The following is a 25,797-nucleotide window of genomic DNA, read 5'->3' as shown; positions in this document are numbered from 1 at the left end:
CCTTTCAACAAATAAGTGTAATTATTTATTTATATAAGGCAATATTAAGGATAAGGACGTGAAAAACCATACAATTGGTGTTATTTTTTTTATAACTTAAATGCAAATAGAACCAAATTTCACCTAAAAAAGCTGAATTTGTATATTTAAAAAAATCTATTATAACGATTCAAATAATTAATTATCAGCTCTTTCTACGAACATTATAAGGACGATCTAAATTGCACTGAATATTCAATAAATTAGTGTCTAAATCCAACGCAACCATGTTGCCATAAGCAGCATTTTTGTAGTAAACGCAACCGGCATCGAGGTTGATCCGAGCGTCTTGGTGTGCAACACTTTTCTTAATGGAGTGGAGGGCAGTGGGGGTATGACCGTGGAGGAGTCTCTTGTTATCGAGGCGGTCCCAGTCAACTTCGTAGTGCCTTATGTTAAGCATAGCTTCTTTATCACTAAAAAGGTCGGTTTGATGGAAGTCGAAACCTGCGTGTACCAGAAAGTAGTCGGGAAGTTCTAAGTAGAAGGGGAGAGATTCTATAAAGTTGGCATAGTTAAAGGGGAGCTTCTTGAAATCATGCATCCCGAAGTTGTGAAGCACCATCTCTTTTTCCTGATCTGACAGATTTAAAGCTGACTCACCTTTTGAGGCGGCTTTGAGCAGCATCTGGTCGTGGTTGCCGCGCAAGCAGTGCACCCGATATTGCTGTTTCTGGAGGTGGATGATAAAGTCCAGGACGCCTTTGCTGTCAGGACCTTTATTTACATAGTCACCCAGCAGGTATAGCTCATCTGTTTTCTTGAGTTGCAGTTGTTCGAGCACGAGCGCTTTGAAGGTGCGGGCGCAGCCGTGTATGTCACTGATCGCGTATCGGGCCATGGCGGGAGTACGTCTGGTCTGAACCGGTTTGAGACAGCTAAAAAAATAGCACCTGTTTCATAAGCAGGTGCTATTCTTTTCAGCTGTTTTTCTGATTAGTTGTATTTGTTGTTGTCCAAGCCTGGTTTATGATGATTGCGATTCGGGTTGTTCACGCGCACATTGGCTCCTGTTTCATCCGCATCGTCCACGGTATACTTATTTTCCAAGTCTTCATGTTCAGCTCTTGTGCTGTTTGGATCTACTGGCTTGCCGCCGGCAGCTTTGTCCTGACCGCGGCCAGTTGGCTTTCCTGAATCAGCCCCACCGGGCTGGGTATGCTTATATGATGGCATAATGTGTCTCCTTGTATTTAAGTTAAAAATAAAAGGCAAGCGACCTCGGTCTTTAGCCGAGTGAAGCTATACCTGTTTTAAAAATCAGTTATGATGATCAGGTACCGCGACCTTCGTCTTCGGTACGCATGTTGTCGGGCGGTGGAGTGCCGTCGTCGGCAAAGTCGTTGACGCCGGTGGCTGATGGACCTTCTGAGGCCGTGTCGCTACCGAAGCCTTCCTTGCCGTCGCGGTTACCAAAGCCACCACGCTGGTGTTCGTTCTTCGGCGGATCAGCACCTGGTATAATATGCCCCGCACGAAATTCCTGATCTGTCGTATCATCCTCTATCACGCGGACGGGCCTATTTTTGGCTGCATCGCTGTGCTGCGTTTCCCCTGCGTGTTTATCGTTTTCTTTATTTTCCATAGTTGTGACTTTATCTTGCTCCACTTGAGAGCCATACCTGTTTTTACTCCATTTCGGCCGCTATGGTTTAGCTTGATTAGCTGCCCACCAATTCGCCGCCGTTCACATGGATCACCTGTCCGGTTATATAGGACCCATCCTGAGAAGCCAGCAACACATAGGCTGGCGCGACTTCTGATGGCTGCCCTGGGCGCCCTAGCGGCACATCCTGGCCAAACTCTTTCACTTTCTTCTCATCAAATGAAGCAGGTATAAGCGGTGTCCAGATTGGGCCTGGAGCCACAGCATTCACCCGTATTTTCTTTTCCGCCAGGTTAGAGGACAGAGAACGGGTGAAGGAAGTGATCGCTCCTTTTGTGGAGGCATAATCCATGAGGTGATGGCTGCCACGGTATGAGGTAACGGAAGTAGAATTGACAATGGCACTGCCTTCTTTCATGTGCTCCAAAGCCGCTTTAGTCATGTAGAACATCGAGAAGATGTTTGTCTTAAAAGTGCGTTGTAACTGGTCTTTCGATATGTCTTTCAGATCTGTCTGCTCATGCTGCTCCGCGGCGTTGTTCACCAGTATGTCCAGTCCCCCAAGGTCATTTACAGCCTGCTGGACAGCTGTTTTGCAGAAGGCCTCATCACCGATATCACCTGAAATGATCACTCCTTTGCGGCCTTCCTTCTCAATGAGCTGCAAGGTGTCTTTGGCGTCCTTGTCCTCATTCAGGTATACGATGGCCACATCGGCGCCTTCACGGGCGAAGTGCACAGCCACGGCGCGACCTATACCGCTATCACCGCCGGTGATGAGCGCTTTCCTGCCTTTGAGTTTATCACTGCCTTTGTAGTTTTCACGTATGTACTCCGGCTGCGGAGTCATTTTGTGCTCCTTGCCTGGCTGTTGCTTCTGTTTCTGAGCAGGTACTTCTTCTGGTTTGTTTGCCATAGTTTTTTTAGTTTTAGTGTGCTTGCAGTCCATACCTATACGCCTGCATTTTTGGCCTAGTTACTGCAGCTTGGTATCTTGCGAGGTAGCCAGCCGTTTATACCTTAAAATATGTCCCTGGATTATGTGGAAAGAAACCGAAGATAAATTGACCCGCAGCTTTGAGTTCAAAGACTTTAGAGCGGCTATGGCTTTCATGAACCAAGTGGCCGATGTGGCCGAAGAGCTAAACCACCATCCGTGGTGGAGCAATGTATACAACAAAGTGGAGATCGAGCTGACTACACACGACGCCAGCAATACCGTTACTGACAAGGATGTAGAGCTGGCCCGGCGCATTGATCAGCTGTATGACGAGCTGATGGTCTGAGGCTCTGTCACCAGAGTTGCTGTCAGGAACTGGCTTATACCCCGGCATAGCAATCAGCCCTTAACAATCGACAATTAAGTAATACCTTTGCTGTATGCAGGAACCTGAAAAAACTAACTTATACTTGGTGCCGACTCCTATCGGCAACCTAGAGGATATTACGCTGCGGGCTATACGCATCCTAAAGGAAGTAGACGTTATACTGGCCGAAGACACGCGCACCAGCGGCAAACTGTTGCAACACCTGGGTATAGAAAAGCGCATGCACAGCCACCACTTGCACAACGAGCATAAGGCCAGTGCACATCTGGTAGATCGCATGAAGGCAGGCGAAGTAATGGCCCTTATTTCAGATGCTGGCACGCCCGGAATTTCTGACCCCGGCTTCCTGCTCGTGCGCGAATGCCTGAAGGCTGACCTCAAAGTAGAGTGCCTCCCTGGCGCAACTGCCTTTGTGCCAGCCTTGGTTAAATCAGGTTTCAGCACCGACCGCTTCACTTTTGAGGGTTTTCTGCCTTTGAAAAAAGGACGCCAGACACGCCTGATCAGCCTTGCAGAGGAGGAGCGCACCATGATTTTTTATGAATCTCCGCACCGCCTGCTCAAGACGCTCACACAGTTTAAAGAGTACTTCGGCGGTGAACGTATGGCTTCTGTTTCACGTGAAATCTCGAAGATGTTTGAAGAAACTGTAAACGGAACGCTCGACGAACTGATCGAAATTTTCACCACCAAGGCTATAAAAGGGGAATTTGTAGTGGTAGTTTCCGGAGCGGGGGCGAAGTAAACTGCTCATACAGCAGGGCGCTATACCTGTGTCAGGAGAGCAACCAATTTAGAAAATAGAAGATGCATGACCTTGAGATCCATTTTTCATCTAAACACAGATAAGAGTAGAAGGATGAGATTGTGATTTCTATTTTGTGATACGATTAAATTTATGAAGCTATACTTTAAAAAGCTTTCACTGATTTTGATGCTGCTGCTTTTTGCCGTGCAGGCGAAGGCGCAGTTTGAGGGCACCCGTTTGTCTCCTGAGGCCAAGATCAGTCTGATCACCTGTTCGCCGGGCGATGAGCTTTATGCCATCTTCGGGCACAGTGCCGTGCGTGTTAACGACCCTGCCACAGGTATGGACATTGTGTTCAACTACGGCACCTTCGATTTCAACGAGCCGGGCTTCTACATCAAGTTTATCCGGGGCAAGCTCAACTACAAGCTCTCCATTGCCTACTTCCAGGATTTCGCCTACAGCTATACCCTGGATAACCGCTCTATTTATGAGCAGGAGATGAACTTTACAGAAATGCAAAAACAGCAGTACTGGCAGTTTCTGACAAATAACTACCTGCCCGAAAACCGCTTTTACCTCTACGACTTCTTTTTCGACAACTGCGCCACGCGCATCCGCGATGGTATAGAAGCTACTTTCCCTAACCAGGTGGCCTTCAATGTAGCTCATCTGGATCAGGACATGAGTTTCCGCAACCTGATCGACCTATACCTGCCACCGCAACCCTGGTCCGACTTTGGCATCGACCTGGCCTTGGGAGCGCCTATCGACCGCAAAGCCACTCCTTATGAGTACATGTTCCTGCCCGATTATCTTTCAGAGGGATTTGCCAGCGCCACGCTCCAGCAGAACGGCCAGCAGGTGCCTTTGGTAGGTGAGCCAACAGTTATATTCCAAAATAGCCCAATGCCTGCCTCGGCTGGTAGCCTTTTTAACCCCGTGCTGGTGTGGTGGCTGTTTTTTGGCCTTGTACTGGCCCTCACGGTACTCGACTACAAGCGCCGCACACGCAGCCGCACGTTTGATGTGTTCCTGTTCCTGATCACAGGTCTGCTGGGTGTGCTGCTGTTCCTACTGTGGTTTGCCACAGACCACCAGGCAGCTGCGAATAACTTTAACCTGCTTTGGGCACTGCCTACCCATGTTGTAGCCGCTGCATTCCTGGCCAGGCCTGTACTACCGGGCTGGCTGCAGAAGTACATGCTGGCGACGGCTGCGCTGGCTTTCATCACATTGTTGTTATGGATGGTGTGGCCACAGCAGTTACATCCCGCAGTTTTTCCGATCACTTTAGCCCTCCTGGTAAGAGCCGCGTATACGGTTTGGGCTGCCAGACTCCCGGCAGTGATCAGCAACACAAACCCTAAAATCAAAGAGCGTATATGAACTTGCAGCAACTTTGCCATAATGCCAATATCATTGTCAAAAGAGTAGGCGCCTTCATCAAGCATGAAGCCGAGAACTTTGACAGGGGCAGGGTAGAGCTCAAGGGCTTTAATAACCTGGTGTCGTACGTGGACAAAGAGGCTGAACAGCAGCTGGTAGAGGCGCTGCGCAATCTGTTGCCAGAGGCGGGTTTTATAACGGAGGAGGAAACGGACAATACTCGTGGCGAACGCTTCAACTGGATCATCGACCCGCTTGACGGCACCACTAACTTCACCCACGGCCTACCACTGTACTCTGTTAGTGTAGCACTGCTGGACGGCGACGAGGTGGTGCTGGGCATTGTGTATGAGGTGAACAAAGACGAGTGCTTTTATGCTACAAAGGGCAACGGTGCGTTCTTAAATGACAACCCTATCCAGGTTTCGCCTGCCGAAGGCTTAAAAGATTCGCTCATTGCCACAGGATTTCCCTACTATGAGTTTGGACTCACGCAGCAGTACCTGCAGGTACTGGGTGCCTTTATGGGCAAGTCGCATGGGGTACGTCGGCTTGGCTCTGCCGCATTAGACTTGGCCTATGTGGCAGCAGGACGTTTTGAAGGATTCTTCGAATACAACCTGAATGCCTGGGATGTGGCAGGAGGTGCCATTATCGTGCAAGAGGCGGGTGGCCATGTTTCTAAATTCACGACCGGCGGCGACTATATTTTTGGCCGCGAAATTGTGGCCAGCAACAGCAACATCCACCAGGAAATGCTCGACATCATAGCTGAACACTGGAAAGAGCAACTGCCCTGATTTTTAAACTGAAGGAGCTTTAGAAAAAAGACCTTTTAGAGAGCTCCTTCTGTCTTTGGGTTAAAATCAAGAACGGACCCTAAACTTTTTGTATCTTTGCATAGTTGATAGAGCAGAACGATATGGTACAGCAAATCATCATTTTCCTGATATTCGCAGTAGCTGTAGGCTACATGGGCTGGGTAATTTACCGTAGTTTCATACCTAACAAAAATGCCGGCTGCGCCAAAGGCTGCGGCAGCTGCTCAGCCATCGACTTCAGCAAGATCCAGAAAGAGCTTGATAAGAAGGCGGTATAAGCGTCTTTATTCCCACTACTCGGTTTTTGGCTTAACGCCTCACCCGCATCCGTAGGCATAGCCCTCATACCTACTATGGTTTAGTTGGCTCTTTTTAAGCTGCTGTACATCAGCCAGAGCCTGCCCCCCTGAATAATTCCAGCCCCTTTTTCGTATCCATTGCCTGATTTTGCGTATAGTTCTATACTTAACAGAACATCCCTTAAAACTATACGCTATGCAAGATAAAGTAGAAGAAAGATCTCTGGTCAATGTGCTCAACCGCCTGCGCAAAGATGGCTATACCTATGACTTTAAAGTATCGGGTGAAGGCACGCTTTGCACAATGGAGGACAAGCACACTTTCGGGCCAGACCAGGTACGCATCGTGGACTTTTACCGCTTCGAAGGTGAAAGTGACCCGGATGACATGTCGATATTATATGCTGTAGAGACCAGCAATGGCTTGCGCGGCACGATTTCTAACTCTTACGGCCCATATGCCGACGAGAAGGTAGACAACTTCCTGAAGCAAGTAGAAGACCTTGGCAAGAACCTCGATAAAAAAGACAAATAAAACAGAAAGGGCCGATTGATCGGCCCTTTCTGTTTCAACTGCAGTGTTTGCTATACCTAATTATCTGACATCTTGCGGCCATTCTTCATCTGGGCCTGCAAGTCTTCCAAATGCTCGTTCAGCTTCTCGCCACCTTTTATGCCGAAGTCCAACGTCCTGATCGGGAATGGAATCATGATATCATTCGCATCAAATGCCTTCTTGATCTTGATAATTGCATCACTCTTAGCCGACACAAAATCTATTTGTCGGGAATAAGATATCCAAAAGCGGGCTTTAAAGTCGATCGAACTGTCATTAAACGCATCATACATCACTTCCACGTCGCGGGTCTTCACACGATTTTTCACATCCTGCAACGCTTCTGTCACAATTTGTTGTACCCTCTCTAAATCTTCGCCATAGGACACCCCTACATCCAGGTCGAGGCGCCGTGTGCCGCTACTCGAATAATTGGTCACCGGGTTCTCAAACACCATTTTGTTAGGCAGCTTCACCAGCTCACCTGAAGGCTTTCGGATATCCAGCGTGCGCAATGACACTCGCTCAATTACTCCAAAATAATCGTTGGTCTCGATCATATCACCTACTCCGAAGGGCTTTTGTACCGCGATGATGATGCCCGAGATGAAGTTAGCGGCAATATCCTGAAAGGCAAAACCCAGGGCCAGACCAATGATACCCACACCAGCCAGCAAAGAGATAACCACCCTGTCGAGCTGCAGCACACTGAGCACAAAGAAGAAGCCGACGGCTAGCAAAGCCAGGTATAGTATAGTAGATATCAGATTGTTGAGTGCTGCGCTGTGTGAGATGCGACCAATCACTTTATCGAGCCCATTACGGATAAAGCGAGCAACTATAAATGTGATTATCAGGAGGATAACTGCCACAACAATGTTCGGCAGCATCAAAATCAAATGCTCGCCCCAGCCTTCCAGCTTACTTAGCAGTAACTCAATCGCTTTGTTAATGTCGTTCATATACGGTATTTAATGTTCTACTTGATCGTCAGGTATAGCCTAGGCCCATACCCGTGTGCCCTCGGTGCAGTTGCGGCACATTTCTATTTCTTCCCGTGACTGTAACAGCGATCTCCGGAATTGGTTATACCCCGGGCTGCGCCATACCTGCCGGAAACTTTGCGCTTTCACGTCACCCATGCGGTATTCGGCATCCTTATCAAAGCAGCAGGGAACTACCAACCCATCCCAGGTGATGACGCAAGAGTGCCACATCTTCCAGCACTGGTTAAGCAGTTTGTTCTTGATGGAGTAGCTGCCATCGCTATTGTTCCTATACCTGGAGTAATAGTCGATGGTAGGTATAAGCGGCGAGCCCTGCTCATAATCGTAGATCTGCGCCGTCTTAAATACGACTTCGTCCACACCAAGTTCGTCGGCCAGTGCCTGCACCTCCGAAATCTGGTGCTCATTGGGTCGAACCACCAGGAACTGGAACATAATATGCGGTGTGCGTGACTTCAGTTCTTTTTTCCACTTCACGACCTGCCGCGTTCCTTCCAGCACCTTATCGAGTTTGCCTCCCACACGGTAGGCGGCATAAGTATCCTGTGTGGTGCCGTCTATGGACACAATCAGGCGGTCCAGTCCTGACTCCACGGTTTTGCGGGCGGTGTCGCTGTCGAGGAAGTGGGCATTGGTAGAGGTAGCGGTATAGATGCCACGATCCGATGCATATTTGACGAGCTCCAGAAACTGCTTGTGCAGGTAGGGTTCTCCCTGGAAATAGAAGATCAGGTATAACAGGCGCTTATGCAGCTGGTCTATGGTCTCTTTGAAAAGATCGGCCTGCAGCATACCTGTGGGCCTCGTGAATGAGCGGAGCCCACTCGGGCACTCAGGGCAGCGCAGGTTACAGGAAGTGGTCGGTTCAAACGAGATGCTGAGCGGATCACCCCAGTGCACGGCTTTGCGCGAAGCCCTTGCATACCAATAACTACCTGCCACCTGCAGGGCGTTTAGCATACGCAGTGGCGTTAGTTTCGACAGGAAATTGAGCTTATCAGAGAGGTGCAGCTTCATGTATAGGTATGCAAAAGAAAGGGCAGCCCATAAAGGCTGCCCCACTAAATTATACTTTATGGCGCTAACGGCCAAAAATAAGGTTCGCTTAGTAACGGAAGAGTGCTTTTACACTACCATTATCATCGCCTGCCTCCGACAAGCCATTGTAACTGCTCACGTATACCTTACCACCCTGCGCCAGCGTCTTGATGGCTGCCAGGTTAATCAGGTCATCGTCGCCACGCTGGTAGTCTTTGTGCACCTCTGCCACGGCGCTCTTGGCATCGTAGCGTCCCCATACCGGGCTGCTTGGCGCAATGAACAGCGTGTCTACACGGCCATGCACGGCCTCAGCAGCTACGGTGGCAATGTCCTCAGAGGTTACCCCTGTTCCGGCCACGTTTTCGTAGCGGCTTAGCGAGTCGGTGTGGCTCTGCTGCATCAGCGGTTTCATCACATCAAGCGCCTTCTCATGTATGGTCTGCGGACTCATACCTGCAGCTGTTTCATTCAGGTTGATATTCTGCGGCACGATGTGCTTATACTTGCTATACTTGCGGAACAAAGCGCAGTAGTGGTCCACACCTGCCAGCACCAGTGGTTCTGTGGCGTTGTGCAGAATTTCCTGCAGGCTGTTATCGATCTCGTGTATGAACTCACGCACTTCGTCATGCTCGTCGTCGCCTTTTACAGCACCGGCGCCATGTACGATGTTCGATCCGTTCACCGTCGTAGTGGAGTGGTGGAAGTCCTGATCGTTACCTTTGATCGTGAATTTCAGGGCCTCATTCATGCTCTCCGGTGCAAAGGCACTGATATCGATCTGGCGGATGCGGTCGATCGTAGCCTCATAGAATCCGATACGCTCACGGTAGAGCGACAGGATGAAGAAGCGACCGTTCTGGCTCAGGATCGGGAGCATAGGCGTGAAGTAGAACTGGTCGAGCACGTACACCACATCCGGCATCGTGATCGGCAGAGTATAGTGTGCCGAGAAGCCTTTGGTGATAAACACAGCCAAGCCTTCAGACTGATGACGCCAGAAACCAGTATCATTCAGCAGTTCTTCAGCAGGCTTCAGGTAAGCGTCAATTTCAGCATCGGCCACATCATGCCTTGCCAGTAGTGTGCGGGCTTCTTTCAGTTTGTTTTTGAATAGCGTGTGGTCCTGACCGTTCAGTGTTTCGTGGCCAGCTCGGTGCGTAGGTATGTAGATAGAGATGCAAAGTGCGCCTTTCGTGTTGTTCTGTACATTGAGAAGCTTCTCAATGTCGTTTTTGTTGATTAATGCCATATTTTTCTAGCTGTTAAATGAATAAGGATATCTCAAACAATCAATTCCTTTCTATCACCCCTTGCATAAAGGGGCTAGGCTTTAATTACGCACTAAACAAATACACGGTTATTGATGCTCCCATAAACGGTGGCGTTAGACCCAAAAAGAAAGCCGTCCATGCTCGTGCACATAGGCGGCTTTGTATATAGTCAGGTATAGCTATTACCTGCGTGAAGCTCTGTTGTTCATGACGTGCTGCAGGATTTCCTTTTCGGCTTCGCGGTCTATGGGGCGCCGCGGCTTCGTGCTCAGAATTGTGCCGTCTTCGTCTATCAGGAAATAAGCCGGCACATCTTTGAGGCCATATTGACGAGCCAGTTCGTGCCCTTGCCCCTTAAGGTATAGCTGCACCCCTCCAAAGCCTCTCGATTGCACCACACTGCGCCAGGACTGCTCTTGCTCATCTACGCCTATGTTGATTAGCACGACATCATGTGGCTGTAACTTTCGGGCCAGTTCCTGCGCATGCGGCTGCTCTACCATACACAGGCCACAGTCGGTACGCCAGAAGCTCAGGTACACAATCTTGCCTTTGAAATCGCTGAGCGATACCAACTGCCCGTTTATATCACGCAGACTAAAGTCTGGAGCTGTGCTGCCTATACCTAAGCCCGGGTGGCTTTCGTACTGTTGCAGCAAAGTGGCGTACACGTCAGCTACGGCTTTGTGTTGGCGAAAGTCCTGCAGCATAACAGGCACATGCAGCACATTGCCCTGCTGCAAAGACTGACGTATAAGGTAGGCCTGCGCCATTACCTTCGCCTGCCCCTGCAAAGTATGGCTCACCTGCTCGTATGCCTTTTTATAATAATGTATGTCGCCTACTTCCAGCTGGGCTTGCTCTCCTATAAACTTAATGTAATTGCGCAGGAAGGCAGGAAAACTGATGGCCTCCAGGCTTGAATGCTGCTCCATGTCCAGCTGCTGCAGGAAGTCGAAGTAGCCTGCAGAAGGGCTAAGCTGCACCGGCAGCCTCATCAGCTCGCGCATGTCAAAAAAGGTAAGGCGGTCATTGGCGTAGCTGTAGTCAATCTCAGCCAGTATGAGTTGCCTGAAATACTCACTCACTGGCTTTGCTGCTATCCTCTTCTCAAAAATGGCCAGCTGATCTTCTCTGCGATAATCCAGGAACCGCAGAAACTCCTTCTCTGAAAGCTTTACATTGTCGGGCAGGGTCTGGTAGTCTTCCTCTTCATCGAAACGATAGGCATGCAGGATCAGGTAGTTGTTTTCGTTCGCACCCTGTCCGCTGTATTTGAGTGACTTGAGCATTTTGCCAGCACTAAACGTTACCTGTAGCTCAAAGCCCGGCTCCAGGTATAGCGGAGCAGACTCGTTGCCGTACACCAGCTCCACCGTAAGGGGCTTGTTAACAGGCAGCTCAAGCCTGAAACGCCCGTTATTGATTTCAGCGAACGTGCGCTGTTCTTCCGGAAATAATAAAGAGGGGAGTGAGGCGATGAAGATATCGTCCTCCTGGCCTTTTTGAACTTTGCCCGTAATGGTAACGGTACCTTGAGCCAACAAGGAATGTGTTGCCAGCATATATGCCAGCAACAGTATAAGCATACGTTTCATAGGTACAGCGGGTAGAGGTGTCTTATAAAATCTAATTTTCAGTCCAACTTGCTTCTATTTTCGGCTTGCCGTTCATGGCCCGAAAATTTCAGTTAACGCACTGAACATTAATTTTATAGATTAAAATTCCAATTCCCAATACTGCCCTTGAAATTATACGAAAGATAGAACTACTTCCTGTTTAAAGCACAATTCTAACCAAAGAGTGAAGCAAACACTTCTTCTAATCGTCCAAAAGCATGCACGTTGATAGAGAATTTGCTCAGATCCATTCCCTTCTTGTTGTATTTGGAGATGTAAATATCCCGGAAGCCAAGCTTTTCTGCTTCGGTAATGCGGTTCTCAATACGGTTGACAGCTCTTACCTCACCACCAAGGCCTACTTCCGCTGCAAAACAGGACGTACTAGGTATGGCAATGTCTTCGAAAGAGGAGAGGATAGAGGCACATACGGCTAGGTCTAGTGCCGGGTCTTCTACTTTCAGGCCACCGGCTATGTTGAGGAACACGTCCTGCGTGCCCAGTCTATACCCACCGCGCTTCTCCAATACAGCCAGGAGCATGTTCAGGCGCTTGCCGTCAAAGCCTGTGCTGGTGCGTTGTGGCGTGCCGTAGGTGGCAGGCGTTACGAGGCTCTGCACCTCGATCAGTAGCGGTCGGTTACCTTCCAGCGTAGCACCAATGGCAATACCGCTGAAAGCATCCTCCCGTTGCGAGATCAGGATCTCGGATGGATTGCTCACTTCGCGCAGGCCTGTGCCCAGCATTTCGTATATGCCCAGCTCTGAGGTAGAGCCGAAGCGGTTTTTGGAGGTACGCAGGATACGGTAAGTCATGTGGCGGTCGCCTTCAAACGTCAGCACCGTGTCTACCATGTGCTCCAGTATTTTGGGGCCTGCCAGATTGCCTTCTTTGGTGATGTGGCCGATCAGGAAAACAGGCGTGCCGCTTTCTTTGGCAAACTTGAGCAGCTCAGCTGTACACTCCCGCACCTGGCTCACACTGCCGGCCCCGGCCTCTATAAATGAGGAGTGCAGCGTCTGGATGGAGTCAATGATGAGCACCTGCGGACGCAACTGCTCTATTTGCTTGAAGATGTTCTGCGTGCCTGTTTCGGTCAGAATAAAGCAGTCTGAAGTCTGTGCATTGAGGCGCTCAGCCCGCATCTTGATCTGGTGCTCGCTCTCCTCACCGCTCACGTACAGCACCCGCAGCCCCGTCAGGCTCAGGGCGATCTGCAGCATCAACGTAGATTTGCCTATACCTGGCTCGCCGCCTATAAGCACCATGGAGCCTGGCACAATGCCGCCGCCCAATACGCGATTTAGTTCCTGGTCCACCGTCTGGATGCGCTGCTGCTCCTGGTAGCTGATGTCAGCAATTGGCTTGGGCTTATTGGCCACCTGCGCTGAACTGCTGGTATTGCCTACTTTCCACACACTGGAAGGGGTGAGCTCTTCGCGCTGCACCACTTCCTCCACGTAGGTGTTCCACTCGCCGCAGGCAGGGCATTTGCCGATCCACTTGGCCGACTGCGCCCCGCAGTTCTGGCAGAAATATGAGGTTTTAATTTTAGCCATTCCGCTTTATACCTATGCAGCCCTTTTACTCAGAGCTGGCTTGTTCTTAAATTGATTCTGAAAGCTATACCTGCTGTGACTGCAAAGGCGCTTGTACCGGCACCTGCTTAAAGTATACCCGGAAGGTAGTGCCCTGGCCTAGCTCACTTTCTACTTCTATGCGGCCACCGTTGTTTTCGATAATACGCTTCACAATATACAAGCCTATACCTGTACCCTCTACATGGTTGTGCAGGCGCTTAAACATATCGAACAGCTTGTGCTCCTGGCCTTTTTTGATGCCTAGTCCATTATCCTGTACCTGCAGTACTACATAATCATCCTCCAGGTATGTGCTGATGCGCACCTCCGGAGTAACCTCGGCCTTGCGGTATTTTATCGCATTCGACACCAGGTTGTAGATGATGCTTCGCAGGTTTTTACGGGCATAGAGCAGATCTTTCATCTGAAAATCAACTTCTACCTTCGCATTGGATTCCTTTATCAGGCTGTCAATATCCAGCATCACGTCCTGTAGCACCTGCTCAAACGACAGCGGCTCTACTTTGGCGTGGAGGCCTTTCTGCACTTTGGTGATTTCAGCCAGGTCGGCAATTGTGCGCTTTAGCTTGTCGATCGCCTCAGCCAGCATATCCAGCAACTGCTTGTCTTCGCTTTCCAACTTGCCTTCCAGTATATCGCGCAGCATGTTCGAGAGCCCCTCCATGTTGGCGATAGGAGACTTCAAGTCATGCGAGGCAGTGTAGACGAAGTTATCCAGGTCATTGTTGGTGCGCAGCAGCTCCATGTTTTTGAGGCTAAGCTCCTCGTTTGTCGACACCAGTTTCGTGCGGGCCTTAACCAGCTCTGTTACCTCCACCGCAAAAATGAGCACCGCCTCTGGCTTACCTTTGGCGTCCATGAGCGGCTGTATCACCATGTTGAAGTAGCTCTGGGTAAGTTTGCCGTCGTTATGCCGGTCAATCATAAGCGGCACTTCCTTGCCCACGTAATGGGTGCCAGTACTGAATACCTTGTCTATCTCTTCCAGTATACCCTGGTATGCCAGCTCTGCATGGGCTTCATGCAGCGTTTTGCCTACTAATAAGCGGTTGCCGAAGAGCTTACGGTAAAGCGGGTTGGCCAACAGATATTGCTTGTCTGAAGCCCGTACCAGCCCCACCAATGCAGGTACTTCAACGAATAGCTTTTGCAGAAGCTCGGCATTCTGCTTCACCTTGCGGTCCGCTTCTTTTATATCCGTGATGTCGATGGTTGAGCTGATATATCCCAGGAAGTCGCCATCGGCACCGAAGCGCGGCGTGCAGGTCGCTACCATCCAACGGTACTGTCCGTCATGACGGCGCATGCGTATCTCAGCTCTGAAACCGGCCTCCGAAGCCTGCGCCTGGTTATACTGCTCCTCAAATGCAGCAACATCCTGTGGGTGAATAACCTGCTGCCAACCGAAGTTTATGCTGTCTTCGAAGGTGCGGCCTGTAAAGTCAAGCCACTGTTTGTTCACATACACACTCTGCTTCCAGATGTCAAGTATGCTGATGATCACCGGGGCATTGTCAGCCATAGTGCGGAAGCGGGCCTCGCTCTCGATAATAGCTTGCTGGGCTCTTTTCTCTTCTGTGATATCACGTACTTCAATAATGGCATAAGCATCCCTGCTTCCGTCCTCAATCGGATGCACCGAGCAAGACACATCAAAAAAACTTCCATCTTTCCGGATAAAAACTTCGTCGTATGCCTGCTTCAGCTTTCGGTTGCGGAGGGCGTTACGAAGCGGGCACTCAGCTGCTGGGTAATGTGAACCGTCCGGCCTGCTATGATGCACCATCTCATGCAATGATTTGTTTTGCACCTCCTTAAAATCGTAGCCGGTCATTTCCTCAGCGGCCGGATTCATGAAAGTACAGTTGCCGTTTGAGTCGATGATAAACAGTGCGGCGGTAGCATTGTCGGTAATAGTTTGCTTGAGGCTGTTGGAACGGCGTGTGTTGATGAGCGACCAGATAATGAAGAACATGAGCAAACTGATGATCGTACCGCCCAGCAAAATAAAGTAAGGCAGCTCCGTATCCGCAGAGCGCACAAACGACGGCTTGGCAGAGCAATACACGCGCCAGGTATGGTTGCCTATACTGAGTGTGCTGAGCATATCAAGCTCACGCTTTTTATTTGCATGAAAATACAGCTCCTCGCCTGTGCTGTAAAGCACGTCATTCTCCCCTAAGCGATTGCCATCGTATACCTCAATATCCAGGTCATTAAAGTTGCTCCCCCAGATGGCCATCATCAGGTCTTTGGCCCGGAAAGGGCTATACACAAAACCCTCGATCAGCCGCTGCCGCTCCTTTATAGCCTCGGGCTCGGCATTGTCCTGGTAGATGGGCAGGTAAATCAGAAATCCAGATTGCTCATCCACGCCTGTTTCCTGCACCAGCCTCACCTTGCCTGACATGGCAGGCTTGCGGGTGTCGCGGGCCATTTGCATAGCTGAGCGCCTCACCGAGTCACTAAACATATCGAAGCCAATGGCACGCTGATTACGCGTATCAAGGGGCTCCAGGTAAATAATGGAAGTGTAGATAGGCCGCTGCCCTTCCGGACGGATGGCAAAGTCTTTAAAGCCTTCTTTACGAAGGCGGGAAACATGAGCGGGCAGCTCATTGGGCTTTACAATATGGGCATAGCCTACTCCCTGAATGCCGGGGTAGTTTTCTTCAAGCTTCAGTGTGCTGTAGTACTGCTCCCAGTCTTCGCGGGTCACTGTGTCGGAGGCCACAAAAAGGGCCTTGGCACCCACCAGGATCTGCATATAGTCACGCATGCGCAATTCCAACGCCTGGGTGGCCTGGGTAGCTTTTAATTCAAAGAGTTTCTCGTTGCGCTCCAGTGCTTTCTTTTTCGTCTCAGAATAAATAAAAAGCGTGAGTAAAAAGATAAGCAGAAAAGATGAGATCGCGATCAGATACTCCCTGACAAACGCTACGAGATTGGAAAGTTTCATAGATAAATGAACAGGCTATTCAAAAAAACACCGGCCTTGCGCAAAACAACGGCCGGCAGAAGCACTTAGTTCAATGTTTAGGTCATCAAAAATAACTAAAATATTGTATCTCCTGCAACATTTCAGGGGCTTATTATCCGACCGCTGCAGTAAGTCATGCCATGTCATTCCTTTATGTCCGAACTATCACTTATTAAGTGGATACTGCTGTTTTTCTGCCGTAAATTGGGTATTGCGTGTTAATTTTACGCCAAATACCTTTTGACCATGATAGATATTCTGAAAAGCCTGCTGTTGAGTTTCATAGCCGTGGCCATATTGCTACCTGTGCTCCGTTATGCGCTACGCCGGCTGTCGCCGGCAGGGCAGCAGGCTCAATTAAGTGCTGACGAGTCCCGCTACCTGCAAAAGAAGGAGTGGCAGTTAACTTTAGCCTACTTTGTATTCGCTTCGGTGCTGTCCGTTTTTTTCTCTGGGGCGCTGGCCATGCTCTCCAGCATTCTGCACCTGTCTTCTGAGCAGATGTTCGTGATGACACCTAATTTCAAGGCTTTCTTTGCGCCAGGCCTGCTGTTAGGCCTCACCGTAGCGCTGCTACCGCTACGACTCTCACAAAGCACGCTGCTCAACCAGGATTATGACCTGTACAAGCAGTACCTGCGCCAGCAGGAGGGACTTCGTTCCATCCGCCTCTACAGCATCCTGTTTGGCGTCATGCTGGGTTTCTCGCTGGTTGTGCTTTGGTTTGCCATGCGTTGGCACGTGAACGTGGACGAAAACCAGGTGCAGGTGACCAACCTGCTCAATCAGGAACGCACTTACCCGCACGCCGCCATTGAGAGCATCCGCTACCTGGGCACAGAGGGAGAATACCTGATCACGTTTGAAGACCAGACGATGCTTAACACAGCTTACTTAAAGCCTGTTTCGCTGGATATGATCGCCCTGATGGCTGACCGCTCCGGCAAGCGTGTGATCCGCTAAACTTGCAGGTATGCGCTATACCTTGATTATACCTGCAAAGCGGCCTTAAAAGAATATTTTTCGTAGTTTTGCCACAGTTAAACTGATCCTTTAAACCTAAGTATAAACGATATGCAAGTTCGCGTAGAGAAAGACACGATGGGCCCGATTGAGGTGCCTGCCGACAAATACTGGGGCGCGCAGACACAGCGCTCAAAAGAAAACTTCACCATCGGTGGTCAGCAGATGCCGAAAGAGGTCATTGAAGCCTTCGCTATCCTGAAAAAATCGGCGGCGCAAGCCAATGCTGAGCTGGGTGTACTGGCGCAGGACAAAGCCGACATCATCTCGCAGGTATGTGACGAAATCCTGGAAGGCAAGCTGGATGACCAGTTCCCTCTGGTAGTATGGCAAACAGGTTCGGGCACACAGTCGAACATGAACGTGAACGAAGTGGTGGCCAACCGTGCGCACGTGGTGCTGGGCGGCAGCCTGATGGACGAGAAAAAGAAGATTCACCCGAACGATGACGTGAACAAGTCGCAGTCATCTAACGATACCTTCCCGACAGCCATGCACATCGCCGCTTACAAAAAAGTGGTGGAGCATACACTGCCCATGGTGAAGAAACTGCACGACACACTGAAGGCGAAGTCAGAGGAGTTTATGGACGTGGTGAAGATCGGCCGTACACACCTGATGGACGCTACGCCACTGACACTGGGCCAGGAACTGTCTGGCTACGTGAAGCAGCTGGAGTATGGCATGAAAGCGCTGGAAAACACGCTGGATCACCTGAAGGATCTGGCACTAGGCGGCTCAGCCGTAGGTACAGGCCTGAACACGCCAGCTGGTTACGCTGAGCTGGTTGCCGAGAAAATCTCGAAGTACGCCGGCCACGATTTCCGCACGGCTCCAAACAAGTTTGAGGCCCTTGCTGCACACGACGCGATGGTAGAGACTTCTGGTGCCCTGAAGCAACTGGCTGTTTCGCTGATGAAGATCGCCAACGACATCCGTTTGCTGGCTTCTGGTCCGCGCTCAGGTATAGCCGAGATCCTTATACCTGAAAATGAGCCAGGCTCTTCTATCATGCCAGGTAAGGTAAACCCAACACAGGCTGAGGCCATGACAATGGTTTGCGCACAGGTGATCGGTAACGATGTAGCCATTTCAGTAGGTGGCATGAACGGCCACTTCGAGCTGAACGTGTTCAAGCCGGTGATGATCTACAACCTGCTGATGAGCGCCCAGCTGATCGGTGACGCCTGCGACTCGTTTGACAAGCACTGCGCCGTAGGTATTGAGCCAAACAGAGAGCGCATCAAGCACAACTTGGAGAACTCCCTGATGCTGGTGACTGCCCTGAACCCGCACATCGGTTATGACAAAGCCGCAGCCATTGCGAAGAAAGCGCACAAAGAAGGCACTACGCTTCGTCAGGCAGCAATCGAACTCGGTCATCTTACAAACGAGCAGTTCGACGAGTGGGTGAAGCCAGAGGATATGATCGGCAGCTTGAAAAAATAAGCTATCCCTAACACGCAACATACGCACTAGCAAAAGGCAGCCTTTACAGGGCTGCCTTTTTTATTTGACATCAATTTCTGCACAAATTACCAATCTTTGCTGAATTTAAAGAATCCTTTTAGAAATCAACTTTAGGACAATTTTTAAGGCAGCCATCATAAAAAATTCAAATTTTAGCACAATTCCACAAACCGTTCTGAAAGATGTCACGTATTCCAATTCAGAAGCTTCAAATCAGTGGATTATCCCCTCGTATTATAAAAACAGACATTCCGGTCAGTCGGACCGCATTGCAAAAGGTTCGCCTTCGCTTAATATTAATTAAATCAATTAACAATATATAATACAATTTATATGTGTATACCTGTGATCGGTTCACAGGCTGCATTGTATTTATTTTTCACCCTAGTTTATTTCCTATGAAAGCATTCAGTACAAAAACCCTCGCCATGGCTTTTGCCAGTCTTTTTCTTTTTTCGTGTGAGCGCAATAATGAGCATGACTTTGCAGAGCCTATGGCTGTTACCCAGGATGATAATCTGATTGGCTACGATCCAACAACCTGCAACCTGGTGCAGTCTTTTGGCGAAGGCACACTGCCCCGCATTGCCGATGTAATAGAAGAGGACGGTGCCGTGATGATCGTAAAGGCTCAGAAAAGAGGACACAATGGCAAATACCTGCAAGAGACGCAGGCACTTTTGCTCGACGCGCACGATCCCGCCACTGACCTTGTAAACAGAATGGATGCCAACATGATGGCCATGACAGGTCTGCTGACGGTAGGCGATGGCTTTGGCAAGCAGGCTAACCGCAAAGGCGGTCGACTGATACTTGACTTCTCTCCTGTGAGCACTGTTACGATGAAGACCATGGTTTTCACAGATATTGCCGCCGAAGATAAAGGTTCTAAAGTAGATCTTTACAGCCGCAACGGTCAATTGCTAGAAAGTAAGGAGATTCCGACAGGAGAGAAGAACTCAACTGTGATCGTGTCTTTCAATAATATACCTAATGTGGCTAAAGCTATTGTTACCTTCGGGGATGAGCGTAGCAAAGTAGGCTCTGGGGCTGTTGCCCGTCTGCAGCTGTGCGTTGAAGGGCAGGGGCGCTACGATGATGCCCGCTACCAGGAGGTGCATACCCTGTGGCTGGAGTACACTGGTCAGCAGCCTGCCAACGTCACCGTTAAGTCAAAGCAAGATGGCCAGAGAGGCAACGTAATTTTTGATGCAAAGGGCATGAAGCCCGGCACCATGTTTAAGATCGCAGCCACGCAGGCCAATGCTTTAGGCGAGACGCTCCAGATCGAAACGCAGCGCCGCGAAAAGCAGCTTATACCAGTAAACGCAGACTCTACTGCTTCACTCAAGAAACAGTATGGCAACTTTAGAGTAGTAGAGGCCCGCTGCACGGATTACCCACTTAAATTAGAAGAGTAAGATTGGAATATAGTAAACTGGAAAGCAGCTCTGCAAAGGGCTGCTTTTCTTGTTTTCTGCAGATTTTATCTGTTTTGGGTAACCTTTATACCTATGGGCTGGTATGAGAAAGTAATTTTATTTTCAATAATATTTGAAAGTTATGAAATAGTTATTATCATTGTGTCATGGAATATAGCGAAGCAAAAGAGCGATACATAGAAGCATGGGGCAGCCTAGGATCAAGCTGGGGGGTGAACCGTACCATGGCCCAGATACACGCACTTTTAATGATCGCGACAGAGCCTCTCTCTACTGAGGAGATCATGGAGGATCTCAAAATTTCCAGAGGCAATGCCAACATGAACATCCGGGCGCTGCTCGACTGGGGACTGGCTAAGAAAGTACTGAAGCTGGGAGAACGGAAAGAGTATTTCGTTACGGACAAAGACCCGATGGTGCTGGCTGCCCAAGTGGCGAAAGAGCGCAAAAAGCGAGAGCTTGACCCGATCATCAGATTGTTGGACGAGGTATCTTCTGTAAAAGGAGAGAGCAAAGAGGTGCAGGAGTTCAAGAAAGTGACAACTGACCTGAAGGGATTTGCTAAACAGGCCGACTCGGTGATCAATACTTTTATTCAGTCTAACTCGAACTGGTTCTTCAAGATCTTGGGTAAGATTACACGCTAATTTTTTTACTCATATGTTTCAATAATTATTGAAAATACTGAATAATCATGAATACAGGCCTGACCATTCTCGCTTATTCTATTTACCTCCCGATTGGGGTGTTTGTAACATACTGGGTAGGGAAGAGTCTGTACAAAAACGGCCGGCTATACCTACAGCAGATCTTTCAGCAGAACGAACAGCTAATCGACCCTATCAACAAAGTGCTGCTCACAGGCTACTACCTGCTCAATGTAGGCTATGTGTTTGTGCTGATGGTGCAACAGTTGCCGATCTATACCTATGGGCAGCTGATCGAAGTGCTGAGCAGCCGGATCGGCATCATTTTAGTCTCACTGGGTGGCATTCACTTCTTCAATTTGACAGTGCTATACCTTATCAGCCGGAAAAATCAAATCACAAATAAACTATAAACCATAAATAGACAAAGCCATGGAAAATGCATTAATGGTAAAAGGGTACCTGATCTATCTGCCAATCGCTTTACTGATGACCGTGCTGGTTGCCCGCACACTCTTCAAAAACAGCCAGATCGTTATGCTGGATATTTTCAACGGCCGGGAGGAAATCGCCATGGCCACCAATAGACTCTTCGAGATCGGTTTTTATCTGATGAACATAGGAGCAGCCTTGCTCATTCTTAAAATGCACGGAATCTTCACGCCGCAAGACCTGATCGAGGCGCTGAGCCACAAGTTGGGAGGCTTCTCTATCTACCTCGGCATTATGCTGTTCCTGAACCTATACCTGTTCTTCCGGGGCAAGCGCAAGGCGAAAGAGAAAGTGCAGGTCAGCGAAGTGAAAGCTTAAGCATTTTAAGTCTGGAGCAGCTCCGGTTGGGGCTGCTTCCTTTTGAGCCATTACCAGCAAACTTATACCTGTAGCATCGCAAAAGCCTTTGTAAAATGAACAAGAGAAGTTTACGCACCACATTTATAGCAATCGGAATACCCACAGCTTATGCAGTCGTTCTGAGACTCCTGTTTGGGGTGGAGACCTGGGAAAAGCTGTTTTCTGTCATGACGGTCACATTCCTGTTTTGCCTGCCTACAATTGTCGGCGCTCTGACCGTATACCTATCCGACGCGAGCAAGGCAAGGAAAACCAGCTACAGAATACTCGCTCCCTGGATACCTGTCTTCTTGTTTTTTGTTATAACGCTTGCATTGGCACTGGAGGGCTGGGCATGCTGGCTGATGATACTGCCGGTATTTCTGATCGCCTCTTCCCTAGGTGGCCTATTAGGGGGTTACCTGAAAGCACGAAATATAAATAACAAACTCAGCATTTCTACCCTCGTGCTGCTTCCCCTGCTGCTGTCTCCCCTTGAGAGCATGATCGATTCTATACCTGGCACCTACAAAGCCTATACCTATATCGATATTGATGCGTCGGCAGATAAAATCTGGCGCAACGTAACTAGGGTAACGGAGATTCCTGAAGATGAAGACACTGGCTATCTGACCAGAACACTCGGTTTCCCGAGACCTGTAAAAGCAGAGCTGAATTACGAAGGGGTGGGCGCCTACCGAAAAGCCATCTTCACAAATGGCCTTGTCTTTCACGAAACGGTAACAGAATACCAGGACCAGCAGAAAATGATGTTCAACATCAAGGCACATCCACACGAAATACCTTCCACCACACTCGACGAGCACGTGGTAATAGGAGGGGACTACTTTGATGTGCTCAGCGGGACATACGAACTTGAAAAACTGCCCAACGGCATGCACCGCCTGCACCTGTACAGTTATTTTAAAATGAACACGACTTTTAATTTCTATGCAGGACTGTGGGGAAAATGGATCATGAAAGACATTCAGAACAATATTCTGAAAATTGAGAAGCAGCGTTCTGAGAGTATATAACTTAACCGCAGGAGTTACGAAATGAAAATCGTCTCTTATTTAGTATCATTGCTAGCAGCGGTGGCAACATACCTCCTCTTTTCAGTTTATTTGAGTGTATCTGCAGGACTTGACTCTATACTGCCTTTGATAAGCTTTTATAGCTCCATATTAGTGTTCGGCTTTTTCAGCTGCTTTCATTTCTTTCAACCTAAAATTGGAGCTGTACTGCTGACAATAGCCTTACTGATCATGTTTTTCAGCTGGCCTGCACTACTGTTTATAGAGCATTTTACCAGAGAATATAAACCGAGCCTTATAGAGTCATTGCTGCCATTTGCTTTGGTTGCTATCACCGTAGCCCTTGTAAGGCTCAGCTATAGTAAGCACAAGAAAGTTACCAGGTGGTTAGCTTATTCTTTGGCTATACCTCCAGCGTTATTAGCTACTTATGTCGGTGTTTATTTCACAGTAAGGTATTTTGACCTTGTTCCATTCTGATCAAAATCGTAAGTATTTTATTAGAACTAATAGCTATCATACCTCAAATCAACTCTATCATGCTCCAACCCCTCACTGATAAACTATACCTGCTCGAGAAATTCCCAGGCAAAGGCGGCTGGACCTATGCGGCTATACCTGAGATATTACCTGACAAGCACGCCTATTTCAACTGGGTCAGGGTTAGGGGCAGCATCGATAGCTACGAAATAAGAGGCTTCCACCTGATGCCGATGGGGAATGGGCAGCTTTTCCTGCCTGTGAAGGCTGAGATCCGGAAGAAGATAAAGAAGGAGGCGGGTGATTGGGTGCAGGTAACGCTATACGCTGACAACACACCGCAGGAAATACCCGAAGAGCTATTGCTATGTCTGAAGGACGAGCCTATTGCTTACCAAAAATTCCTGAAGTGTACCGATGGCGAGCAGAAAGCCATGGTGGACTGGGTATATGCTGCCAAAACCGACAAGACTAAAGTGGAACGCATTGTCCAGACGATCCAAAAACTGCTGAACAATCAAAGACTGAACCAGAAGTAGTACTTAGCTTTGCTGCAGTAGAAAAGGCTATCGTTTTACAGCTAATCCAGATGGAGCATCTCCGATTAATAAACGCATCACACCATCTCTTTGAAGAAGCTTGGGAGCTGTACGAACAGTCTTTTCCGCTGGAAGAGCGGCGCCCCTTGCACCGGCAACTCGACATTATGTCCCATGCGAGCTACCATTTTGAGTTGATACTACGGGAGGATGCGCTGGTAGGTATACTGCTGTGGTGGAGCTTTGAGGAGGTACGCTACATCGAGCACTTTGCCACGGTTCCGGCTTTGCGCGGCAGGGGCTATGGCAAACTTATATTGGAGGCCTTTGTAAGTCGCAATACAAGGCCTGTGCTTTTAGAAGTAGAGCCACCGCACGAAGAAATTCAGCAGCGCCGCATCCGGTTTTATGAACAAAGCGGTTTTATACTGAATGATCATACCTACCAACAACCTCCTTACCACCAGGGTCAACAGCCACTTACATTGCTACTTATGTCTTACCCAGCTGCCATTTCAGCCGAAACGGTTGCGCACTTTATAAACAATCGGCACCCGCTCATCTACCGGCTGCCGCAGTAGCTTTCGCCCATCTGGCTACTTCCGGTCACGTACCTGTTTAGACTCCCTTCAACTTGCTTTCCACAGCATCACAACCATCTGCCATTACCACAAGTATGATTACGTATGCTTTATACCCATACCTCTAAAACCTAAGCAATGGACAAACTAAAAAACAAAGTTGCCTTGATCACCGGCTCTGACTCAGGCATTGGAAAGGCCACCGCAATTGAATACGCCAAAGAAGGAGCTAACGTAGTGGTTACTTACCATACCGATAAGGAAGGCGCTGAAGAAACGTTGAGCGAAGTAAAGAAGCACGGTCGCAAAGGCCTGGTGCTGCAGGTGGATATCAGTGACGAGCAGGCTGTGGAAAAGCTCTTCGAGCAGATCCTGAAAGAGTTCGATTCTATCGATATACTTGTGAATAATGCAGCGGTAAACGGCTCTGGCATCAACGTAGCCGACATGGACACCGAAGTTTTCGACAGGACGATCAAGACCAATCTGTACGGCACCTTCTTCTGCTGCCGCACTTTTATCAGGCACCGCAAACAGAACGGTGGCAAAGGTAAGATCATCAATGTGTCGTCGGTGCACGAGGAGATCGTGTCTGCGGGCACGGCAGACTACTGTGCCTCTAAAGCCGGTGTGCGCAACTTAACCCGCACCCTGGCGCTGGAACTGGCAGAAGATGGCATCAACGTAAACAACATTTGCCCCGGCATGATCCTGACCCCCATGAACCAAGAGGCGGTAGATGACAAAGAGGCCCGTCAGGAAAGTGAACAGAACATCCCGATGAAGCGGGCAGGCAAACCTGAGGAGATCGCCAAGGTAGCACTGTTTCTGGCTTCTTCTGACTCAGATTATGTTACCGGATCGAGCTACTTTATGGATGGCGGTCTGTCGCAGCATGTAGGGCAAGGGGCATAGCAATTACCCGCCAGCACAACTTACCTCCGCCATCCTGTCATGGCAAGGTCTTACGGTGCGTTATTTGTATACCTTCGTATACACAACCTAATTACTAATAAGCTTATGAAAATCGCGAAAGACCCTTCTGAGTATAACCAACTGACACCGGACGAAGAGCGCATCATCGTGCGTAAGGGCACCGAATACCCGGGCACCGGGGAGTACAATAACTTCAAAGGGGAAGGCGTATACCTGTGTCGCCGCTGCAATGCGCCGCTCTATACCTCTGAGTACAAGTTTGAGTCGAACTGCGGCTGGCCAAGCTTTGATGACGAAATAACAGGCGCCGTGAAGCGCATACCTGACCCGGACGGGCATCGAACCGAGATCGTTTGCGCCAACTGCGGCGGTCACCTGGGACACGTGTTTGAAGGAGAATACCTTACCCCGAAAAATATCCGCCACTGCGTCAATTCCCTCTCCATGAAATTTGTACCAGTCGAAGACCTGGAGAAGTAAACCGCAGGTATAGCCCTAAGCAA

General features: G+C 49.2%; 28 protein-coding genes. 18 read left to right on the top strand and 10 right to left on the bottom strand.

What is annotated here, in order from left to right; translation table 11 throughout:
* Positions 1-184 precede the first annotated feature (184 nt).
* From I0P70_RS08580 to I0P70_RS08565, 4 genes are all read right to left on the bottom strand, one after another.
* Positions 185-880 (bottom strand): metallophosphoesterase family protein, encoded by a 696-nt coding sequence (locus I0P70_RS08580; RefSeq protein WP_196116656.1) that lies wholly within the window; start codon positions 878-880, stop codon positions 185-187.
* Positions 881-975: 95 nt separating this feature from the next.
* Positions 976-1,215 carry a hypothetical protein gene (locus I0P70_RS08575; protein WP_196116654.1) on the bottom strand — a complete coding sequence of 80 codons (240 nt, stop codon included), beginning with the start codon at positions 1,213-1,215 and terminating at the stop codon, positions 976-978.
* Between the two features lie 97 nt (positions 1,216-1,312).
* On the bottom strand, positions 1,313-1,549 hold the full coding sequence (locus tag I0P70_RS08570; RefSeq protein ID WP_196116652.1) for a hypothetical protein: 237 nt from the start codon (positions 1,547-1,549) through the stop codon (positions 1,313-1,315).
* A 151-nt stretch (positions 1,550-1,700) separates the two neighbouring features.
* Positions 1,701-2,561, bottom strand: a complete 861-nt coding sequence (locus tag I0P70_RS08565; RefSeq protein ID WP_196116649.1) for an SDR family oxidoreductase — start codon at positions 2,559-2,561, stop codon at positions 1,701-1,703.
* 124 nt (positions 2,562-2,685) lie between these two features.
* Here I0P70_RS08565 and I0P70_RS08560 point away from each other — a divergent pair, with 124 nt between their 5' ends.
* From I0P70_RS08560 to I0P70_RS08535, 6 genes are all read left to right on the top strand, one after another.
* Positions 2,686-2,931, top strand: coding sequence for a 4a-hydroxytetrahydrobiopterin dehydratase (locus I0P70_RS08560; protein WP_196116647.1), 246 nt, complete (start codon positions 2,686-2,688; stop codon positions 2,929-2,931).
* Positions 2,932-3,025: 94 nt separating this feature from the next.
* Positions 3,026-3,718: a 16S rRNA (cytidine(1402)-2'-O)-methyltransferase gene (rsmI, locus tag I0P70_RS08555; protein ID WP_007659189.1), complete on the top strand. Its 693-nt coding sequence runs from the start codon at positions 3,026-3,028 to the stop codon at positions 3,716-3,718.
* Between the two features lie 153 nt (positions 3,719-3,871).
* The gene (locus I0P70_RS08550) at positions 3,872-5,110 is read left to right on the top strand and encodes a DUF4105 domain-containing protein (RefSeq protein ID WP_196116645.1); all 1,239 of its coding nucleotides are present in this window, start codon (positions 3,872-3,874) and stop codon (positions 5,108-5,110) included.
* A complete protein-coding gene (locus tag I0P70_RS08545) occupies positions 5,107-5,910 on the top strand; it encodes an inositol monophosphatase family protein (RefSeq protein WP_196116643.1) in 804 nt (267 codons plus the stop codon). The genes I0P70_RS08550 and I0P70_RS08545 overlap by 4 nt, the downstream gene beginning before the upstream one ends.
* A gap of 122 nt (positions 5,911-6,032) precedes the next feature.
* On the top strand, positions 6,033-6,209 hold the full coding sequence (locus I0P70_RS08540; RefSeq protein ID WP_196116641.1) for a FeoB-associated Cys-rich membrane protein: 177 nt from the start codon (positions 6,033-6,035) through the stop codon (positions 6,207-6,209).
* 217 nt (positions 6,210-6,426) lie between these two features.
* Positions 6,427-6,765: a hypothetical protein gene (locus tag I0P70_RS08535; protein ID WP_196116639.1), complete on the top strand. Its 339-nt coding sequence runs from the start codon at positions 6,427-6,429 to the stop codon at positions 6,763-6,765.
* Between the two features lie 56 nt (positions 6,766-6,821).
* Here the strand turns inward: I0P70_RS08535 and I0P70_RS08530 are convergent, their stop codons facing one another.
* From I0P70_RS08530 to I0P70_RS08505, 6 genes are all read right to left on the bottom strand, one after another.
* A complete protein-coding gene (locus I0P70_RS08530; protein ID WP_196116637.1) occupies positions 6,822-7,748 on the bottom strand; it encodes a mechanosensitive ion channel family protein in 927 nt (308 codons plus the stop codon).
* A 39-nt stretch (positions 7,749-7,787) separates the two neighbouring features.
* Positions 7,788-8,810, bottom strand: a complete 1,023-nt coding sequence (locus I0P70_RS08525; protein WP_196116624.1) for an SPASM domain-containing protein — start codon at positions 8,808-8,810, stop codon at positions 7,788-7,790.
* Positions 8,811-8,898: 88 nt separating this feature from the next.
* Positions 8,899-10,086: a hypothetical protein gene (locus I0P70_RS08520; RefSeq protein WP_196116622.1), complete on the bottom strand. Its 1,188-nt coding sequence runs from the start codon at positions 10,084-10,086 to the stop codon at positions 8,899-8,901.
* Positions 10,087-10,290: 204 nt separating this feature from the next.
* Complete coding sequence (locus I0P70_RS08515) at positions 10,291-11,706, bottom strand: TlpA disulfide reductase family protein (protein WP_230392076.1); 1,416 nt, start codon at positions 11,704-11,706, stop codon at positions 10,291-10,293.
* A 194-nt stretch (positions 11,707-11,900) separates the two neighbouring features.
* A complete protein-coding gene (radA, locus tag I0P70_RS08510; protein ID WP_196116620.1) occupies positions 11,901-13,286 on the bottom strand; it encodes a DNA repair protein RadA in 1,386 nt (461 codons plus the stop codon).
* A 64-nt stretch (positions 13,287-13,350) separates the two neighbouring features.
* Entirely contained in the window at positions 13,351-16,287 is a 2,937-nt protein-coding gene (locus I0P70_RS08505) for a CHASE domain-containing protein (protein WP_196116618.1), read from the bottom strand.
* A 267-nt stretch (positions 16,288-16,554) separates the two neighbouring features.
* Here I0P70_RS08505 and I0P70_RS08500 point away from each other — a divergent pair, with 267 nt between their 5' ends.
* From I0P70_RS08500 to I0P70_RS08445, 12 genes are all read left to right on the top strand, one after another.
* On the top strand, positions 16,555-17,271 hold the full coding sequence (locus I0P70_RS08500) for a hypothetical protein (protein WP_196116606.1): 717 nt from the start codon (positions 16,555-16,557) through the stop codon (positions 17,269-17,271).
* A 111-nt stretch (positions 17,272-17,382) separates the two neighbouring features.
* Positions 17,383-18,780 carry a class II fumarate hydratase gene (gene fumC / locus I0P70_RS08495; RefSeq protein WP_196116604.1) on the top strand — a complete coding sequence of 466 codons (1,398 nt, stop codon included), beginning with the start codon at positions 17,383-17,385 and terminating at the stop codon, positions 18,778-18,780.
* Between the two features lie 419 nt (positions 18,781-19,199).
* Positions 19,200-20,222: a hypothetical protein gene (locus I0P70_RS08490; protein WP_196116603.1), complete on the top strand. Its 1,023-nt coding sequence runs from the start codon at positions 19,200-19,202 to the stop codon at positions 20,220-20,222.
* Positions 20,223-20,389: 167 nt separating this feature from the next.
* Positions 20,390-20,890, top strand: a complete 501-nt coding sequence (locus I0P70_RS08485) for a GbsR/MarR family transcriptional regulator (protein WP_196116601.1) — start codon at positions 20,390-20,392, stop codon at positions 20,888-20,890.
* Positions 20,891-20,937: 47 nt separating this feature from the next.
* Positions 20,938-21,303: a hypothetical protein gene (locus tag I0P70_RS08480; protein ID WP_196116599.1), complete on the top strand. Its 366-nt coding sequence runs from the start codon at positions 20,938-20,940 to the stop codon at positions 21,301-21,303.
* A 19-nt stretch (positions 21,304-21,322) separates the two neighbouring features.
* On the top strand, positions 21,323-21,700 hold the full coding sequence (locus tag I0P70_RS08475) for a hypothetical protein (RefSeq protein ID WP_196116597.1): 378 nt from the start codon (positions 21,323-21,325) through the stop codon (positions 21,698-21,700).
* Between the two features lie 95 nt (positions 21,701-21,795).
* The gene (locus I0P70_RS08470) at positions 21,796-22,758 is read left to right on the top strand and encodes a hypothetical protein (RefSeq protein ID WP_196116595.1); all 963 of its coding nucleotides are present in this window, start codon (positions 21,796-21,798) and stop codon (positions 22,756-22,758) included.
* 21 nt (positions 22,759-22,779) lie between these two features.
* Positions 22,780-23,238, top strand: a complete 459-nt coding sequence (locus tag I0P70_RS08465; protein WP_196116593.1) for a hypothetical protein — start codon at positions 22,780-22,782, stop codon at positions 23,236-23,238.
* Positions 23,239-23,297: 59 nt separating this feature from the next.
* Complete coding sequence (locus I0P70_RS08460) at positions 23,298-23,777, top strand: YdeI/OmpD-associated family protein (RefSeq protein ID WP_196116591.1); 480 nt, start codon at positions 23,298-23,300, stop codon at positions 23,775-23,777.
* Between the two features lie 50 nt (positions 23,778-23,827).
* Positions 23,828-24,358, top strand: a complete 531-nt coding sequence (locus I0P70_RS08455) for a GNAT family N-acetyltransferase (RefSeq protein WP_196116589.1) — start codon at positions 23,828-23,830, stop codon at positions 24,356-24,358.
* Positions 24,359-24,496: 138 nt separating this feature from the next.
* A complete protein-coding gene (locus I0P70_RS08450; protein WP_196116586.1) occupies positions 24,497-25,273 on the top strand; it encodes an SDR family NAD(P)-dependent oxidoreductase in 777 nt (258 codons plus the stop codon).
* 105 nt (positions 25,274-25,378) lie between these two features.
* Positions 25,379-25,774: a methionine-R-sulfoxide reductase gene (locus tag I0P70_RS08445; protein ID WP_196116584.1), complete on the top strand. Its 396-nt coding sequence runs from the start codon at positions 25,379-25,381 to the stop codon at positions 25,772-25,774.
* Positions 25,775-25,797: the final 23 nt, after the last annotated feature.

Source organism: Pontibacter sp. FD36 (genome assembly GCF_015686655.1).
Classification (GTDB): Bacteria; Bacteroidota; Bacteroidia; order Cytophagales; family Hymenobacteraceae; genus Pontibacter.
This window is presented reverse-complemented; position numbering and strand designations above follow the sequence as displayed.

What these genes read in the sequence shown, in the direction of transcription:
- I0P70_RS08485 (WP_196116601.1), top strand. Translation starts at nt 20,390, where the DNA reads ATGGAATATAGCGAAGCAAAAGAGCGATACATAGAAGCATGGGGCAGC.
- I0P70_RS08475 (WP_196116597.1), top strand. Translation starts at nt 21,323, where the DNA reads ATGGAAAATGCATTAATGGTAAAAGGGTACCTGATCTATCTGCCAATC.
- I0P70_RS08505 (WP_196116618.1), bottom strand. Translation starts at nt 16,287, where the DNA reads ATGAAACTTTCCAATCTCGTAGCGTTTGTCAGGGAGTATCTGATCGCG.
- I0P70_RS08550 (WP_196116645.1), top strand. Translation starts at nt 3,872, where the DNA reads ATGAAGCTATACTTTAAAAAGCTTTCACTGATTTTGATGCTGCTGCTT.
- I0P70_RS08520 (WP_196116622.1), bottom strand. Translation starts at nt 10,086, where the DNA reads ATGGCATTAATCAACAAAAACGACATTGAGAAGCTTCTCAATGTACAG.
- I0P70_RS08540 (WP_196116641.1), top strand. Translation starts at nt 6,033, where the DNA reads ATGGTACAGCAAATCATCATTTTCCTGATATTCGCAGTAGCTGTAGGC.
- I0P70_RS08530 (WP_196116637.1), bottom strand. Translation starts at nt 7,748, where the DNA reads ATGAACGACATTAACAAAGCGATTGAGTTACTGCTAAGTAAGCTGGAA.
- I0P70_RS08535 (WP_196116639.1), top strand. Translation starts at nt 6,427, where the DNA reads ATGCAAGATAAAGTAGAAGAAAGATCTCTGGTCAATGTGCTCAACCGC.
- I0P70_RS08565 (WP_196116649.1), bottom strand. Translation starts at nt 2,561, where the DNA reads ATGGCAAACAAACCAGAAGAAGTACCTGCTCAGAAACAGAAGCAACAG.
- I0P70_RS08470 (WP_196116595.1), top strand. Translation starts at nt 21,796, where the DNA reads ATGAACAAGAGAAGTTTACGCACCACATTTATAGCAATCGGAATACCC.
- radA (WP_196116620.1), bottom strand. Translation starts at nt 13,286, where the DNA reads ATGGCTAAAATTAAAACCTCATATTTCTGCCAGAACTGCGGGGCGCAG.
- fumC (WP_196116604.1), top strand. Translation starts at nt 17,383, where the DNA reads ATGCAAGTTCGCGTAGAGAAAGACACGATGGGCCCGATTGAGGTGCCT.
- I0P70_RS08545 (WP_196116643.1), top strand. Translation starts at nt 5,107, where the DNA reads ATGAACTTGCAGCAACTTTGCCATAATGCCAATATCATTGTCAAAAGA.
- rsmI (WP_007659189.1), top strand. Translation starts at nt 3,026, where the DNA reads ATGCAGGAACCTGAAAAAACTAACTTATACTTGGTGCCGACTCCTATC.
- I0P70_RS08575 (WP_196116654.1), bottom strand. Translation starts at nt 1,215, where the DNA reads ATGCCATCATATAAGCATACCCAGCCCGGTGGGGCTGATTCAGGAAAG.
- I0P70_RS08460 (WP_196116591.1), top strand. Translation starts at nt 23,298, where the DNA reads ATGCTCCAACCCCTCACTGATAAACTATACCTGCTCGAGAAATTCCCA.
- I0P70_RS08490 (WP_196116603.1), top strand. Translation starts at nt 19,200, where the DNA reads ATGAAAGCATTCAGTACAAAAACCCTCGCCATGGCTTTTGCCAGTCTT.
- I0P70_RS08465 (WP_196116593.1), top strand. Translation starts at nt 22,780, where the DNA reads ATGAAAATCGTCTCTTATTTAGTATCATTGCTAGCAGCGGTGGCAACA.
- I0P70_RS08515 (WP_230392076.1), bottom strand. Translation starts at nt 11,706, where the DNA reads ATGAAACGTATGCTTATACTGTTGCTGGCATATATGCTGGCAACACAT.
- I0P70_RS08480 (WP_196116599.1), top strand. Translation starts at nt 20,938, where the DNA reads ATGAATACAGGCCTGACCATTCTCGCTTATTCTATTTACCTCCCGATT.
- I0P70_RS08455 (WP_196116589.1), top strand. Translation starts at nt 23,828, where the DNA reads ATGGAGCATCTCCGATTAATAAACGCATCACACCATCTCTTTGAAGAA.
- I0P70_RS08450 (WP_196116586.1), top strand. Translation starts at nt 24,497, where the DNA reads ATGGACAAACTAAAAAACAAAGTTGCCTTGATCACCGGCTCTGACTCA.
- I0P70_RS08445 (WP_196116584.1), top strand. Translation starts at nt 25,379, where the DNA reads ATGAAAATCGCGAAAGACCCTTCTGAGTATAACCAACTGACACCGGAC.
- I0P70_RS08580 (WP_196116656.1), bottom strand. Translation starts at nt 880, where the DNA reads ATGGCCCGATACGCGATCAGTGACATACACGGCTGCGCCCGCACCTTC.
- I0P70_RS08500 (WP_196116606.1), top strand. Translation starts at nt 16,555, where the DNA reads ATGATAGATATTCTGAAAAGCCTGCTGTTGAGTTTCATAGCCGTGGCC.
- I0P70_RS08560 (WP_196116647.1), top strand. Translation starts at nt 2,686, where the DNA reads ATGTGGAAAGAAACCGAAGATAAATTGACCCGCAGCTTTGAGTTCAAA.
- I0P70_RS08525 (WP_196116624.1), bottom strand. Translation starts at nt 8,810, where the DNA reads ATGAAGCTGCACCTCTCTGATAAGCTCAATTTCCTGTCGAAACTAACG.